Origin of the sequence: Lentibacter sp. XHP0401 (genome assembly GCF_025751535.1) — a bacterium.
Classification (GTDB): domain Bacteria; phylum Pseudomonadota; class Alphaproteobacteria; order Rhodobacterales; family Rhodobacteraceae; genus Lentibacter.
In genome coordinates this window covers 147870-163488 of sequence record NZ_JAOWLC010000001.1, presented here as the reverse complement: position 1 = coordinate 163488, position 15619 = coordinate 147870, and the positions used below count along the sequence as shown (strand labels likewise).

Below are 15619 nucleotides of genomic sequence, written 5' to 3'. Positions count from 1 at the left end.
TCACAACCACTCGCCTTTGATAGTCTGGCGATAGGCCGCAGCCAGCCAGTTGCCTTTGAAGAACTTGGGCTCCAGCCCCTGTCCCGTGAGCAGCGCATAGCTGTCCTCATACCACACCGAACCGCGGAAGTTGTGCCCCAGAACAGCTGCCGCTGTCTGTGCTTCTCTGGTCAAGCCAAGCGAAAGGTATGATTCCACCAAGCGGTGCAAAGCTTCTGCCGTATGGGACGTGGTCTGGAAATCCTCCACAACCACACGGAATCGATTGATCGCGGCGGTGAAACGGTCGCGCTTCAGATAATAGCGGCCAATTTCCATTTCCTTACCTGCCAGATGGTCAAAGGCGAGGTCGAACTTCAAAACAGACGAGCGTGCATATTCGCTATCTGGGTAGCGCTCGATCACTTCACGCAGGCTTTGCAGCGCCTGAAACGTCAGCCCTTGATCACGGCCTACATCATCAATCTGGTCATAATAGCTCAAGGCAAGCAAATACTGCGCGTAGGCGGCGTCTTCATCAGTCGGGTAAAAATCGATGTAGCGCTGCGCCGACGAGCGTGAATTTTCATAGTCTTTGGCACGGTGGAAAGCATAAGCCTGCATGATAACTGCACGTTTGGCCCAACTCGAATAAGGATAAAGCCGCTCGACTTCACCAAAATACTTCGCACCATCTTCAAAACGACGGCGATTCATCTCGAATTCGCCACGCTCGAAAATCTGTTCGGCATCAAAGGTTTCCAGCGGAACTTCGCCGCGCGCAATACGGCTTTCCTGCCCGCAGCCCGCAAGCGAAAGGCATAGCAGTGTGAAACCGAAAATTCTCGTCAGAGAAAGCCCGCTCTTCATGCTTATAATCCCACCTTCGTCTTATAGAGGGCAGAGTGCCATCCGTGCCTCTGTCCTAGCATAGAAATTTCCGAGGCAAAACGCCTTAATGCGCCTTTTTCGAACCGCAGTTCCCAAGGCACATGACGTAATAAGCCCAATGAGCAAGTGAATGTAAAGCCGCCCTCAGGCCACTTGTGGCATTTCACCCAAATGAACACCGGCTCCCGGCAAGCGTGCAGCTTGCTCGGGTGTGCAGCGAACAAAGCAAAACGCACCTTCCGTCTCGAAAAGTTTGCGCAAAAGTGCGTTGGTCATAGCGTGTCCAGCGCGGGAGCCCGTGTAAACGCCCAGAATAGGCGCGCCCGCAAGCGTCAAATCACCCAAAGCATCCAGCATCTTGTGCCGCACAGCTTCGTCTGCGTGGCGCAAGCCCCCTGGGCTGAGCACTTTATCACCCTCAACCACAACCGCATTTTCCAGCGTACCACCAAGGGCAAGCCCCTGCTCGTGCATCGCATCTACATCCGATTGGCGGCAGAATGTCCGGCTATCACACAGCTCACGAACAAACGAGCCATTGGCCATGTTCAATGCTTTGTGCTGGCGGCCGATCACTTCATCCTCAAAATCAATCGAGAAGTCGATTTGCATTTCATCCGCAGGGCTCAGGCGTGCCCAAGCTTCACCGCGGGTTACTTCGATATCGCGCAAGATACGGATCGCCCAGACAGGCTGGTCAAGCCCGCGCAACCCCGTTTCAAGAAAGCGTTTCACAAACGGCGCCGCACTCCCGTCGAGAATAGGCACTTCAGGGCCGTTCAGATCAATCAACGCGTTGTAAACACCACAGCCCGCAAGCGCGGCCATCACATGCTCAATTGTCGAAACGGAAACACCGCTCGCGTTCACGATCTTGGTGCATAGCGGTCCTTGCTCAACCGCATCCCAGCGAGCCGGCACAATCGCATCCCCCAACGCAATGTCAGTGCGCCGAAACTTGACACCATGACCCGCAGGCGCAGGGTTCACCGTAAGGGTCGCCGGCTTTCCTGAATGGAGTCCAACGCCTTCAAAGGTGACTGTCTGTTTCAAAGTTCTCTGCACGGATTTTGCCTAAGCTTGCCTCGATTGAGTGTAATTTAGGCCTTCGGACTCTCTGGCTCAACTCACTCTTTGCAACCGCTTGTAACATCACCTGTTACAATAGGCGGAACCGCGCCCCACCTATCCCAAGCGGCTGATATAGAAAGAAAAAAGCCGCCCCTGAAGGGCGGCTTTTCGTGAAGTATCAGGCCGTTCTAGTTCGCTTGGCGACGCAGGAACGCGGGGATTTCGATGCGTTCCTGGTCAGCATCAGGCTGTTGCTGAGGCTGCGCGCTGCTCACCTGAGGCTGTGCGCGTGGTGCGGGCGCCGCCGGGCGGGTCGCTTGTGGCGCCGCTTGCTGCGGCGCAGCCGGTTTTGCACCCTGCTCATGGCCGGTCATGCGGTTGATCAGCGAATTGATCCCGAAGCGCGGCTTTTCTTCTGCACTTTGGGGTGCAGGTTGCTGTGCCGGGCGTGTGTTGTGAACCGCTTGGCGCAGACGGGCCATTGCCTCGGGCGAAGGTGTGCCGGGGGCCGGAGCACGGGGCGCAACAAACTCTTCTGGCGCAGCGTCAATCGTTTCCTCACGGCGCGCCTGAGGTTGGTAGGCGGGCGGAGGAAGATCATCCTCAACAGCTGACGCCGCGGGCGGTTGATACGCTTCGCGCTGCGGTGCAAACACCGGCTGGGCTTGCTCCTCAACTGCCGCGTGCTCTTCTTCACGCACATCTGAAAACAGTGAGGGCTCTTGCGGTGCTTCATGAGCAACCGATGCGGCAGCAGCCGTAAAGGCTACAGCAGGCTCCGGCGTTCGCTCTTCGTGCTGCACGTCTTCCTCGGCCGCAACTTTCTGGCGCAGCGGTTCTGCCAGTGAACGGCGCGGCACAGGAATATCGCTGCGCACATCGCTCGCATCAATACCGGTCGCCACAACGCTCACACGCATTGCGCCTTCCATAGAAGTGTCCAGCGTCGAGCCGACAATGATGTTCGCCTCTGGGTCAACTTCTTCACGAATGCGGTTGGCCGCTTCGTCGAGTTCAAACAGCGTCAGATCGTGGCCGCCGGTGATGTTGATCAGAACACCCTTCGCGCCACGCAGGCTGATTTCGTCCAGCAGCGGGTTGGCGATAGCTTTTTCGGAGGCTTGTGTCGCACGGTCTTCACCGGTCGCTTCGCCTGTGCCCATCATGGCCTTGCCCATCTCGTCCATCACAGCACGAACATCTGCAAAGTCGAGGTTGATAAGGCCTGGGCGAACCATAAGGTCAGTCACACCCTTCACACCCTGGTAAAGCACATCATCCGCCATCGAGAAGGCATCTGTGAAAGTGGTTTTCTCATTGGCAAGGCGGAACAGGTTCTGGTTCGGAATGATGATCAGCGTGTCCACAACCTTTTGCAGCGCTTCGACGCCCTCCTCCGCCTGGCGCATCCGCTTCGCACCTTCAAACTGGAAAGGCTTTGTCACAACACCGACTGTCAAAACACCAAGCTCGCGTGCCGCTTGCGCAATGATAGGCGCGGCTCCCGTGCCTGTGCCGCCACCCATACCCGCAGTAATAAAGCACATGTGCGCACCCGCGAGGTGATCAACGATTTGTTCGATGCTTTCTTCGGCAGCCGCAGCGCCGATCGTGGGCTTCGCGCCCGCTCCAAGACCTTCCGTAACCTTCACACCCAACTGAACCTTGCTGGGTGACTTGCTTTGCTGCAAAGCCTGCGCATCGGTATTTGCAACCACAAAATCGACGCCTTCAAGCTCTTTGTCGATCATGTTGTTTACCGCATTACAGCCTGCGCCCCCCACACCGAATACGGTGATGCGTGGCTTGAGGTCTTCCTGTCCGGGCATTGTGAGGTTGAGTGTCATTTTATCTGTCCGCCTGATGTCTTTGACCGCTTACGCGGGTGCGATTTCTGCCTGTTCCAAGCTATTTCTACCGCGCCTTTGCCGTATCGTCACGTAAAAAACTGCGAAATCCCACAAAATATGGCTAATATATGGTCACTATCCGCGAGATTTCGCCGAAAACCCGAAATCTTGCGTAACCCCACAAGCCAGACACAAGCCAACGCAATAGACACCTCTCGCGAGAGGTGTATCAAAAAAAACTCAATGTCATTGGGCCCTGCTCGGCCTATTCGCTTCTGAGATGAGCGTTAGATGGCTATCTAACACAAGAAATCGATCACTTCCAGCCCTTCACAGCCAAGTTCAGGCCTTTCCTGCCTAATCTTTTTCGCGGTCTTCTCACTGCTAGTTTGCCTATTCCGTGATCTCGCCCCTATAGTTTGGCAGGGAGGAGCATATGCTCAGAATTATTTTGGCGCTGATCGGCCTACTCTTGGCTCCGGCGTCTCAACCTCATGCGCAAAACAGCGAAAATCCGGCACGGATCGGAGTGCTGGCCTATCTCGGCTATGAGGATGCGCTCGCTCGTTGGCACGGCCTCAAGCTCTATCTTGATGCCGCGGTGCCAGACTATACCTTCGAGCTTGTGCCCGTCACCCTTGCCTCTGCCTCCAGGCAGCTGGCTTCCGGCCAACTCGACTTCCTCGTCACCAATCCTGGCCATTTTGTAGACCTCAGCGAAAAACATGAGATGAGCGTGATCGCGTCACGCAACGTTCAACAAAACAAAGGTGGCTTCTCAAGCACCTTTGGAAGCCTCATCTTCGCACGTCGTGGCACAGACATCACGTCGCTCAGCGATGCCCGTGGCAAAAGTGTTGTCACCGTCGGGAAAAATGCATTTGGCGGCTTCCAGCTCGCATGGCGCGAATTTCAGGACGTCGGGATCAATCTGTTTACCGACACAAGCAACATCATCTCAGTCGGCTTCCCGATGGATACAATCGTAACCCAAGTCGCCTCGGGCCGCGCCGATATCGGAATTGTGCGCAGTGGGCTCATGGAGCGATTGCTGTCTGAGGGATACTATAAAGCCGATGATTTCATCTACCTCAACACAAGTGCCACGTTCGATCACGCTGATCGCGTCAGCACAAGGCTCTATCCCGAATGGCCTTTCGCTGCCCTGGCCCAGACACCTTCCGAGTTGCGCGATCCTGTGGCGCTGGCCCTGCTCAACGCCAAGAACACGCCTCTCGCCCAAAAGGTTCGCCTGCGCTACTACTGGACAGCGCCTGTATCCTACCAATCGGTCGTCGAGCTGAATGAAGCCTATGCAAAACGCATAGAAGAGCTCGGCCTTGCCCGAAAACTCCTGCGCAGCTGGCCGCTTCTGCTCGGCACAGTTTTGCTCCCGCTCGTCGCGCTTGTTTTGATCTTGCGGTGGCGCATACCGATTTCCGCACCCCACGTGAACAACAACACATCACACCCAACGCTCACCAAACGCGAACGCGAGGTGCTTGACCTTATCGCCGAAGGGTATTCCTCTAAAGAAATAGCGCGCAAGCTTGCTATCAGCCCGAAGACCGTCGAGTTTCACCGTGCCAATTTGCTGAAAAAATACGAGGCCCGCTCCTCCAGCCAGCTTGTGGCTCTGGCAAGCTAGTCCCCGATAAATCAACGAACCTAGTCATCTCCCCAGACCCTTTTATACCAAACCCGTGGTTCGCCCTAGGTGTTCGGGCGCCAGTTCTCTGCAAGGCTGGACCCAAGGTTGCGCAAAGCAGCCCAGCACAAAAGGGAACCCAGAATGAAACACATTATTTCACTTGCACTCACCGTTGTGATCGCAATGGCAAGCTTGGCATTGACCACCACGGATACAGCCGCCAGCGACCGCTATGGTAAACATAAAGTCGTCTATCACATCAATTACGAAGGCGGTGAAAGCGACAAAGCCTATCGCGGCGCACTTACCAACATCCAGAACCATATCAACGCGGTGGGCGCAGAGAATATGGACGTTAAACTCGTGCTTCACGGCAACGGCCTCGGCCTTCTGTCACACGCCAAAACAAACGAAGCCCTGCGCGGACAGGTGCTGGGACTCAAGGGACAAAACGTAGCCTTCCACGTTTGCAACAACACATTAAGCGGTCGCAATATCTCGTTCGAAAACGATCTCTTTGATGTCTACGAGGAAGACATTGTTCCAAGTGGTGTCGCCGAGCTGTCGCATCTGCAGATGCAGGGCTTCACGTACATAAAACCATAAACCACCACCCCCAAAAAACCAAAGGCCGCTCTCATTCGAGCGGCCTTTTTATCTCTTACCAGTTGTCGCGGAACCAGCGCATCACGCGTTTAAGCGAGCGCGCAGGGTAGCGGTCTACCGGCAGTTCGAAATCCCACCATTCATCCTGCGGGTGCGCCGCAAACAGCGAAAGCCCGACAGCACTTGAAAATCCCGGCCCTACAGCCGCCTGCGGCAACCCTTGCACACGCACGGGCCGCCCCAAGCGCACCTGCTGGCCAAGTATACGGCTCGCCAACCCGTCAAGCCCGGGGATCTGGCTTGCGCCGCCCGTCAGCACAATCTGCTGGCTCGGCAAATGGTCAAAGCCCGCCGCATCAAGCTTGGCGCGCACTTCTTCCAGAATTTCCTCAACCCGTGGCCGCATAATTCCGATAAGCTCGGTGCGGCTCACCGCGCGGCGGTCGTGCTCCCAGTCGCCCGTATCTCCGCCAATATCAATCATCTCGCGGTCGTCCACACCCGTGGCCACAACCCCGCCGTAAAACGTCTTGATGCGCTCGGCCATAGTCATCGGCACTTGCAGCCCCATAGAAATATCGCTGGTCACATGGTCACCACCAAGGCGCACGGCATCGGCGTAAATCATGTGCTTCTTGATGAAAATCGAAACGCTGGTTGTGCCACCGCCCATGTCGATACAAGCCGCGCCAAGCTCTTGTTCGTCCTCCACAAGCGCGGCATAGCCTGCCGCATAGGCAGAGGAGTAAATCCCCGCAAGTTCAAGATCACAGCGGCGCACACAATGCACAATGTTCTGAATGACCGTGCCATCAACCGACAGCAGGTGCATGTCTGTCGCCAGCCGTGCCCCCATCTGCCCGCGTGGGTCCGAAAGGCCCGATCGGTGATCCAGCGCAAAGTTCACAGGCTGCGCGTGCAGCACTTCACGGCCCATACCGATCTCGGGCACATCACAAGCACTCAGCACGCGGCTCACGTCTTCTTCCGTTACGACATGACCATCGATACCCACTTCGCCGACAAGCCCGTATGAGCGCGGGTCGCCCCCCGCAAAACAGGCAATCACGTGATCAACCCTGATATTCGCCATCTTCTGCGCCGCCTGAACAGCAGTGCGAATGGCGCGCTCGGTCTCGGCCATTGTATCAATCTCGCCAAAGCGCACCCCGCGCGAACGTGTCGTTGCCGCGCCGATCACCCGAAAGCCCGCCTGCCCGGCCATAGCGCCCATGCCGTTGCTCTCACCGAGCGTTTCACTCCCGTCGAACCGCAGCACAAGGCAGGCAATCTTGGAACTCCCCACATCCAGAATGGCAATCACACCGCGCTGCATGGCGGCGCGGCGCATGTTGCGCATGGCCCGCTGTGATTCATATAGCTCGATCATTGTGTTTTTATCCCTGCTTCGCTCGCGCGCACTTTCCAGCGCTCACGCGTTGCCTCGTCACTCATTCTAATCGTCGGCCGATGAGCCAGACGCATATCCACGACCGCCACATCCCGCGCCAGAAGGTCTCGCGCAGTGTTAAGCGCCAGCACGCGCTGAAGTGCCTGCACGGGCAGTTCTTCGGGCAACATTATTTTCTGGTTGCGGTCCAAAACAACGTCCCAACGTCGCTCGCCAATTCGCGCAATTCCGCGCAGCCGCTCCTGAAGCGGGGCCGCTGCCGCAAGCACTTGCATGGCTTCGGCAAGGTTCTCTGTCGCGCCTTCGCCTACAATCAGGGGCAGGTCGGGGCGGTCAAAACGGCTATCGAGCGCCCGAAAAGCGACCCCTTCAGCGTCCAGAAGCTCAAGCCCCTCATAGCTGCGCCACACAGCAATCGGCTGGCGCTCGTCAACTTCAATCTGCAAAACTCCACCCGACTTAATCTTCACCCGCGCCGATTTGACCGCCTGCAAACCGGCCACATTGCTGCGGATATCTTCAAGATCAATATCAAATGAAGACAGCGGAAAATCGAGAGGCACAATCTCGCGGATATCCTCGGCCACTTCGCTGCTCGCTCCGTCAACAGCCATCAGCTTGACCATAAATTCAGGACGGTTCTCGAACTCGGCCCGCAAATCTGTCAGCGCGAGGTTAAAGCCGTCACGGCGCTCCTGATCGGAAAAATATATCAACCCGATCCCCAGCGAGAGGGTAAAAGGCACGCCCACACGCAGCACCTTGCGAAAAAGCGGCGTCAGCATCAAACGGTGATAGCGGTAAGACCAGCGGCTTGGCGCAGGATCGGCCTTCGCGGGGCTGCGGTGCGGCTTCATCTCGGACATGACGCATCCTCCACCATCCACGCGCAAAATTTGCCAAAGCTCATCCCCGTCGCAATCCCCTGCTCGGGGCTAAGCGATGTCGGCGTCATTCCGGGCTGGGTGTTTGTCTCCAAAAGCACAAGGCCTTCAATGCCGCGTGCCTCGTCCCAGCGGTAATCCGTGCGGCTCACACCACGACACCCAAGCGCCTTATGCGCTGTCACCGCGTGTTCCATGCACAGATCAAAAATGTCCTGCGGAATATCGGCAGGGCATATATGTCTTGAGCCGCCCTCTTTGTATTTCGCATCATAATCATACCAGCCCTCGGTGAGTATCTCGGTCACCGTCAGGGCTTTGTCCCCCATCACAGTTGCCGTCAGCTCGCGGCCAGCCGCATAAGCTTCAACCATCACCGTGTCAGGCATGTTCTCGTCAAGCCTGGGTGGCCCGTTGGCCGCCTCCTGCACAATATAGACGCCCACCGAAGAGCCCTCATTGTAAGGCTTCACAACATAGGGAGGCTCCATCACATGGCGCGCACTCACCTCGGCTTTATTCGCCAACAACGAAGGCACAACAGGCAAGCCATGGGCGCGGTAAACGTCCTTGGTGCGCTCTTTGTCCATCGCCAGAGCCGAAGCCAGAACACCCGAATGTGTGTAAGGAATATGCAACCACTCAAGGATGCCCTGCACGCAGCCGTCTTCGCCCCAGCGACCGTGGAGCGCATTGAACACAACGTCAGGCGCCAGCACTCGCAAGCGCTCGGCAACATCCTGCCCTGCATCCAGCTCAGTTACATCATAGCCCTCTGCGCGCAGCGCTTTGGCACACTCACGGCCCGACACGAGAGACACCTCGCGCTCCGCCGATGGTCCGCCCATCAACACTGTCACTTTAGGGGTTGTCCTGCCCGACATCCCGATCCGCCTCGAAATTGGGGCCTTTTGCGGCCCTCGTTACTATTTATCTTCTGTCGTTTTTAGTGCCTGACTCACGGAGTTGGTTCGCCAACCCTCATAATTTCCCACTCTAACGTGATCCCACTGTTTTCGTAAACCTTTTTTCGCACTTCTTCGCCAAGGCCTTCAAGGTCTGCGGCAGTTGCGCCACCCGTGTTGATCATAAAGTTGGAGTGCATCTCGCTCATCTGCGCCCCGCCGATGCTGGCCCCGCGCATCCCCGCATCATCGATCACCTTCCAGGCTTTCAACTCATGAGTATCGTCGGCCTGACCCGTCGAGCTAAAGCCTGCAGGGTTGCGAAATGTACTGCCTGCGCTGCGCTCCTTGGTCGGCTGGCTCGCATCACGCTTGGCAAGCTGCTCTTCCATTCGCGCATGAAGCGCCTCAGGTGCGCCGCCCGGCCCTTCCAATGTGGCTTCAACCAAAACCCAACCCTCGGGCAACTCGCTCTGACGGTAAGCAAACTTCATGTCATCCCTTGTTAGGGTGACAATTCGCCCCTCGCGGGTCACCGCCTTCGCGCTGACAAACACATCCGCCGTGTAGCTGCCATAGCACCCCGCGTTCATCTTGACAGCCCCGCCAATCGCCCCGGGAATGGTGCGCAGAAATGTCAGATCCACACCCGCATCCGCGGCCTTGCGTGCCACATGCGCATCCAGCGCTGCAACACCTGCGCGCACGCGATTGCCTTCAACTTCAATGTGGTTAAACTCACGCCCCATCTTGATCACAACCGCCCGCAAGCCACCGTCGCGCACAATGAGATTGGAGCCGACGCCCATCGGGAAAATCTCAACGTCATGGTCAAGAGCAGCCATAAACTGCGCCAGATCATCCACATCGGCAGGCATAAACAGCCAGTCAGCAGGGCCGCCCACGCGCAACCATGTCAGTTCGCTCAAAAGTTTGCCTTGGCTCAACTTGCCGCGCACCTCTGGCATCATATCACTCACCCCGATTTGCGAGCGCCGCGTATCCAGCGCATGAGATAAACCACAGGCCAGCGCAACATGCTCATCGCCGCGATCAACACAATAAGCCCTATCCATGGACCGTTTTCATAGGTCACATAGCCCAATAGCGGTATGCCGATGGCAATCAGAACATAGGCACCCCGCCAATAATTGTCACGGCTCGGCAGCATGGCAAACAGGTTGGCAACGGCAGCCCAGATACAAACCAGAGTAAGAGAAAAAGTCATTTCGGCAACTCCGGCTTAAGCCCGCGCACACGCTGCCAAAGGTAGCGCAGCGGGTTGCGAAACATTGAAATAAAGCCCGCAAATGCAAAGGCGCTGAAAATCCACCCATGCGCATAGCCGATCCACAGAATGACTGCCGGAGCCGCGACCAAGAGCACACCAGCAGGCAAGAATTGACGACGGATCGCCAAAAAAGCGGTTGCTGTCGCGGCTATCACCCAAATCACGCCGGCCCAAAGAGGTGCGCTCATAGCTTGGCTCCTATCGTTATTCCTAGCGCCGCAAGCGACGCGATCAGCCCGAAGAGAGGCACAGCCATCGATACGCGGAACGGCGCCTCCGGTTCCGAGCGCTTCAACACGATCAACGCCGCGTTTACCAGAACAAAAACCGACAAAAGCAATCCGGATGTGACTTCCGCGAGGTCAGCTACAGGCAACATCAGTGCACCGAGAACCACACCGAAGCCCACCAGTACCGTTCCCAGCACAGGCGTTCCAAACCGCGCATGGGTGTGGTGAAACATCGCCAGCCCTGCCGTCCTCCGCCCAAGCCCGAACAAAACGCGCGAGGCCATGACAATCTGAGCCAGCACTCCATTAAGCGCCGCTGCAACGGCAATCAGCGAGAGAAAGACCGCGCTACCGCCATGCGCCTGCGTCCAAACAAGCGCCAAAGGCTGCTCGCTGTTGCCAAGCATGTTCAGCGGCACAGCCCGCACCGCCGCGAAGGTCACCAAAGCATAAAGCAAGGTAGTGATGAGCAATGAATACAAAATTGCCCGTGGCAACACCCGCACAGGGTTGTCCACTTCCTCGGCCATATTGACGATGTCTTCAAATCCGATGAATGCAAAAAACGCCAGCACCGCCGCCGACGAAACTCCAACCCAGACAATCGGCTGCGGGGTCGTAAACGCCTCTACAGGTGCCACACTGAAACCCGCCCAGACAACCAATCCCAGACCGAATACCTCGATGATGGTAAACACGGCGGCAAGCCAGAGGCTTTCCAACACGCCCACAACAGCAACAAAAGCAAGAACAGCCCCCAGGATAATGACCGTCGGCACAAACGGCAATGCGCTGATCGCCGTGAGATACCCTGCACCGCCGCGCAAGACCGCCGCCGCCGAAACCGTCCCTGCCAGCACGATGGCAAGCCCGACAAGCACTGCGAGCCAAGGCGCTGCAAACCCCTTGGCCACATAAGCTGCCTCACCCGCCGCCTCGGGTATTCGCGTTGAAAACTCTGCATAGCTCAGCGCTGTAGGGGCCGCGATGACACCCGCGAGGAGAAAAGCCAGCGGGGCCCAGACGCCAGCCTCCGCCGCCACAGCTCCGACGAGCACATAAATGCCCGCGCCCACCATAACACCGACACCATAAGCGGTCAGAAGTTTGAGGCCGATCTTGCGTTTGAGCTCGTCTGCCATAACTCTTGCCCTAATTTAGCTTTCCAGCAGCTTGGGAAGGTTGTTGGCCCAAGCGCTGATCGTGCCCGCCCCGAGGCAAACAACCATGTCACCCTTACGGGCCTCGGCTTTCACCAACGCGACAAGCGCCGCCTCGTCGGGTACAGCCTGCGCGTTGCGGTGGCCGTGGGCAATCAGCCCCTTGATCAGATCGTCGCGGCTCGCGCCTTCTATCGGCTCTTCGCCCGCCGCATAAACTTCGGTGATGCCAACGACATCCGCTTCATTAAAACAGGCGCAGAACTCGGCAAAATGGTGGTGCAAACGCGTGTAGCGGTGCGGCTGGTGCACAGCAATAATACGCCCCTCACAGGCCTGCCGCGCGGCTTTGAGCACAGCGGCAATCTCGGTGGGGTGGTGGCCATAATCATCAATGATGGTCACACCATCCACAACCCCGACCCGCGTGAAACGGCGGTTCACTCCGCCAAAGGCAGCCAAGGCTTCACGGATTTCATCAAGTTTCATACCCAAATGCCGCGCCACCGCGACAGCGCTCAAAGCGTTGGAGACATTGTGATCGCCGGGCATCGGTAAAGTGCAACCGTCAATCCGCTTGCCCTCAGCTTGCAGGATAATGTCAAAACACGCCACACCCGCCTTATAGGTCAGGTTCACCGCGCGCACATCGGCCTGCGCGTTAAAGCCATAAGTCACAACGCGGCGGTCCGTCAGCTTGCCGACAAGCTCCTGCACATCACTGTCGTCGGTGCAGCACACCGCAAGGCCGTAAAACGGAATATTGGAGACAAAGTCATAAAAGCCTTTGTGCAAGTTCTCTTCCGTGCCCCAGTGCTCCATGTGCTCTGGGTCAATGTTGGTCACAATCGCGATCGTGGCTGGCAGGCGGTTAAAAGTCCCGTCGCTCTCGTCGGCCTCAACAACCATCCACTCGCCGTCACCCGAACGCGCGTTGGAGCCGTAGGCATGGATAATTCCGCCATTCACCACAGTCGGGTCAAACCTGCCGTGGTCAAGCAGCGCAGCCACCATCGTTGTGGTCGTCGTCTTGCCATGCGTGCCCGCAACGGCGATGTTTGATTTAAGGCGCATGAGCTCCGCCAGCATCTCGGCACGGCGCACAACAGGCAGCCCCTTGAGGCGCGCTTCATCAAGCTCCGGGTTACCGGGTTTGATAGCAGAAGAAATCACCACAACTTCGGCATCCGCGAGGTTCTCGGCCTTCTGCCCTTCAAAGATCAGCGCACCCATCTCTGCGAGGCGGTCGGTGATCTTGCTGCGCTTCAGGTCACTGCCCTGCACAACATAGCCGTGGTTCAAGAGCACCTCGGCAATCCCCGACATTCCTATGCCCCCGATTCCGACAAAATGAATCGGCCCGACATCTCCGGGAAGCTTGGTTGCTGCTGCACTCATCTCACTTGCCTTTCTGCGCCAGTTCTTCGACCAGCTTTTGCAATTCTTCTGCCGCCTCCGGCTTTGATACAGACAGCGCCGCCTGTGCCATCATCAATGCGCCCTGCTCTGTATCCATCACACTCAGGATCTGCTCGCTCAAAGACTCGGCCGTCAGCTTGCTCTCGGGAATAACAATCGCACCGCCCGCCTGCGCCAGCCCGCGCGCATTGGCGCTCTGATGGTCTCCCGCTGCCACAGCATAGGGGATCAGGATCGAGGGCCGCCCGATCACGGAAATATCCGCAACCGATGACGCACCCGCGCGTGAAATAATCAACTGTGCTTCGCTCATCCGCGCAGGCACATCCTGAAAGAACGGCTCCACCTCGGCAGGAATGCCATGGTCGGTATAATACTGCGCCACGCGCTCACCGTCTTCATCACGCGCCTGATGCGCCACGCGCAGATGCTCAAGCAGCGCCTCGGGCAAAATCGCAATCGCCTTTGGCACAATCTCGCTCAATATCCGCGCCCCTTGCGAGCCGCCGATCACCAGCAATGACATGGGGTAAGGCCCGGGCGTGATATAACCCGCTCCGGCGCGCTCCAGCACTGCGGTGCGCACAGGGTTGCCCGTGTGAATGCCCTCAACACCTTCAGGCAAAGTGGTAGGCCATGTGCCGCAGGCCACAACATCAACCCGCTTGGCAAACATCTTGTTCACACGGCCCAAAACGCCGTTCTGCTCGTGGATCATCCGCGGCTTGCGCAAAAGCCATGCCGCGCCCATCGCAGGGATGGTCGGATAGCCACCAAAGCCGACAACAACATCAGGCTTGTCGCGCATCATTTTGAAAGTGGCACGCAATACGCCGCCCGCGATACGGAATGGAACCAGCAGTTTCGCCAGCACACCACCGCGCGCAAAAGTGGCACTTGCCACCTGTTCAATCTCGACAGAATGAGGAAACCCGCCCGTATAGCGCGCGCCGCGCGCATCAGTGCTCAGCTTCACACGCCAGCCCGCGCGTAACATCCGTTCTGCCAATGCTTGCGCGGGAAACATGTGCCCGCCGGTGCCTCCCGCTGCGATAATCAGCAGCGGCTGTTTCTCACTCATCTCTTCTGACCTCTGAAGATATCCTCGATCTCCCCTTGAGGCCTTGAGCGTGTAAATGCAAGCAACATGCCCACCGCAATACCCCCCGCAATCAGCGAAGACCCGCCGTAGCTCACAAACGGAAGGGTCATGCCCTTAGCAGGCAAAAGCCGCACGGCCACACCGAGGTTGATCATCGCCTGCACGCCAAAAATCGCCGCCAGCCCCGTTCCGGCAAGGCGGATAAACGGGTCACGCTCGCGGATAAGCCGCATCATCGAGCGCACCACAATCGTTGCATAAAGCGCAATGATGCAGAGCACGAGGATAAGCCCGTATTCTTCCGCCGCCACCGCAATGATAAAATCGGTATGCGCATCGGGCAGGCTCCACTTCACCTGTCCCTCGCCCACACCCACGCCAAAAAAGCCGCCCTCACGGATAGCATTTGTCGCATACCCAAGCTGCGTGCGCGGGTCGATATCGGGGCTCAGAAAGCCGTCAATCCGGCGCGCAAAATGCTCGGAGGCATTGTAAGCAAACATCCCGACAGCCGCGACGACTCCGCCAAGGCTCACAAGCAAGATAATCGGCGCTCCGGCAATGAAATACATGACACCCCAACCAAAAAGCAGCAAAGCCGCTTGGCCGAAGTCGGGCTGCATCGCCAGAATAAAGGCGATGATTATCAGCAGCGCAAACGACAGCATCTTGCCGGGAGGGCCGTTGATCTGGAAACTTGCCGCCATCAGCCATGCGGTAACAACAATAAACCCGGGCTTGAGAAACTCGCTGGGTTGCAGCGAAGCAAACCCGAGCGAATACCAGCGCACGGCGCCTTTGCCAAAGTCGGTTCCGAAAAACGGCAAGCCCAAAAGAGCAACAAACGAAACCAGAAAGCCGATCACAGCCAGACGCCGCACAAGCTGGGGTGGCATCATCGAGGTGATCAGCATCGCCACAAGTGCCAGCCCGCCAAAAAACGCCTGCCGCTGCACATAATGAAACGCGCCAAAACCGTTGCGCTCCGCCAAAGGCGGGCTCGCTGCAAGGCCGAGCAAAAGCCCGACCCCGAACAGGAGCAAAATGCAAGAGAGCGTCCACTTGTCAATTGTGCGCCACCACTTCGGAAGCACAGGTTCGCCCGAATGCACGTGAATCGTGCCATACACCATTTCTGTCATCTGAAACTCACCGCTACACTGCCTCAA

At 57.4% G+C, this 15619-nt stretch carries 15 protein-coding genes; 2 read left to right on the top strand and 13 right to left on the bottom strand.

Translation table 11 applies throughout. From position 1 onward, the window contains the following. From OE750_RS00870 to ftsZ, 3 genes are all read right to left on the bottom strand, one after another. The gene (locus OE750_RS00870; protein WP_263760399.1) at positions 1-849 is read right to left on the bottom strand and encodes an outer membrane protein assembly factor BamD; all 849 of its coding nucleotides are present in this window, start codon (positions 847-849) and stop codon (positions 1-3) included. Between the two features lie 165 nt (positions 850-1014). Continuing rightward, positions 1015-1935: a UDP-3-O-acyl-N-acetylglucosamine deacetylase gene (lpxC, locus tag OE750_RS00865; protein ID WP_263760397.1), complete on the bottom strand. Its 921-nt coding sequence runs from the start codon at positions 1933-1935 to the stop codon at positions 1015-1017. A 194-nt stretch (positions 1936-2129) separates the two neighbouring features. Further along, a complete protein-coding gene (gene ftsZ, locus OE750_RS00860) occupies positions 2130-3788 on the bottom strand; it encodes a cell division protein FtsZ (RefSeq protein ID WP_263760395.1) in 1659 nt (552 codons plus the stop codon). 439 nt (positions 3789-4227) lie between these two features. Between ftsZ and OE750_RS00855 the strand changes: the two genes are divergently transcribed. After that, positions 4228-5439 carry a PhnD/SsuA/transferrin family substrate-binding protein gene (locus OE750_RS00855; RefSeq protein ID WP_263760393.1) on the top strand — a complete coding sequence of 404 codons (1212 nt, stop codon included), beginning with the start codon at positions 4228-4230 and terminating at the stop codon, positions 5437-5439. Positions 5440-5583: 144 nt separating this feature from the next. Next, entirely contained in the window at positions 5584-6048 is a 465-nt protein-coding gene (locus OE750_RS00850) for a DsrE family protein (RefSeq protein WP_263760391.1), read from the top strand. A gap of 55 nt (positions 6049-6103) precedes the next feature. Here the strand turns inward: OE750_RS00850 and ftsA are convergent, their stop codons facing one another. From ftsA to ftsW, 10 genes are all read right to left on the bottom strand, one after another. Then, positions 6104-7438 (bottom strand): cell division protein FtsA, encoded by a 1335-nt coding sequence (gene ftsA / locus OE750_RS00845; RefSeq protein ID WP_263760389.1) that lies wholly within the window; start codon positions 7436-7438, stop codon positions 6104-6106. After that, complete coding sequence (locus OE750_RS00840; protein ID WP_263760387.1) at positions 7435-8325, bottom strand: cell division protein FtsQ/DivIB; 891 nt, start codon at positions 8323-8325, stop codon at positions 7435-7437. The genes ftsA and OE750_RS00840 overlap by 4 nt, the downstream gene beginning before the upstream one ends. Then, complete coding sequence (locus OE750_RS00835; protein ID WP_263761172.1) at positions 8313-9233, bottom strand: D-alanine--D-alanine ligase; 921 nt, start codon at positions 9231-9233, stop codon at positions 8313-8315. The genes OE750_RS00840 and OE750_RS00835 overlap by 13 nt, the downstream gene beginning before the upstream one ends. 68 nt (positions 9234-9301) lie before the next feature. Then, the gene (murB, locus tag OE750_RS00830) at positions 9302-10219 is read right to left on the bottom strand and encodes a UDP-N-acetylmuramate dehydrogenase (protein ID WP_263761170.1); all 918 of its coding nucleotides are present in this window, start codon (positions 10217-10219) and stop codon (positions 9302-9304) included. A 5-nt stretch (positions 10220-10224) separates the two neighbouring features. Then, the gene (locus OE750_RS00825; RefSeq protein WP_263760385.1) at positions 10225-10476 is read right to left on the bottom strand and encodes a DUF2484 family protein; all 252 of its coding nucleotides are present in this window, start codon (positions 10474-10476) and stop codon (positions 10225-10227) included. Next, positions 10473-10727: a DUF2484 family protein gene (locus OE750_RS00820; RefSeq protein WP_263760383.1), complete on the bottom strand. Its 255-nt coding sequence runs from the start codon at positions 10725-10727 to the stop codon at positions 10473-10475. Before OE750_RS00820 ends, OE750_RS00825 begins: the two co-directional genes overlap by 4 nt. Continuing rightward, positions 10724-11911: an APC family permease gene (locus tag OE750_RS00815; protein ID WP_263760381.1), complete on the bottom strand. Its 1188-nt coding sequence runs from the start codon at positions 11909-11911 to the stop codon at positions 10724-10726. Before OE750_RS00815 ends, OE750_RS00820 begins: the two co-directional genes overlap by 4 nt. 15 nt (positions 11912-11926) lie before the next feature. Further along, entirely contained in the window at positions 11927-13327 is a 1401-nt protein-coding gene (gene murC / locus OE750_RS00810) for a UDP-N-acetylmuramate--L-alanine ligase (RefSeq protein ID WP_263760379.1), read from the bottom strand. Position 13328: 1 nt separating this feature from the next. Then, entirely contained in the window at positions 13329-14429 is a 1101-nt protein-coding gene (gene murG, locus OE750_RS00805) for an undecaprenyldiphospho-muramoylpentapeptide beta-N-acetylglucosaminyltransferase (protein ID WP_263760376.1), read from the bottom strand. Beyond that, complete coding sequence (ftsW, locus tag OE750_RS00800; protein ID WP_263760374.1) at positions 14426-15592, bottom strand: putative lipid II flippase FtsW; 1167 nt, start codon at positions 15590-15592, stop codon at positions 14426-14428. The genes murG and ftsW overlap by 4 nt, the downstream gene beginning before the upstream one ends. Positions 15593-15619 lie beyond the last annotated feature (27 nt).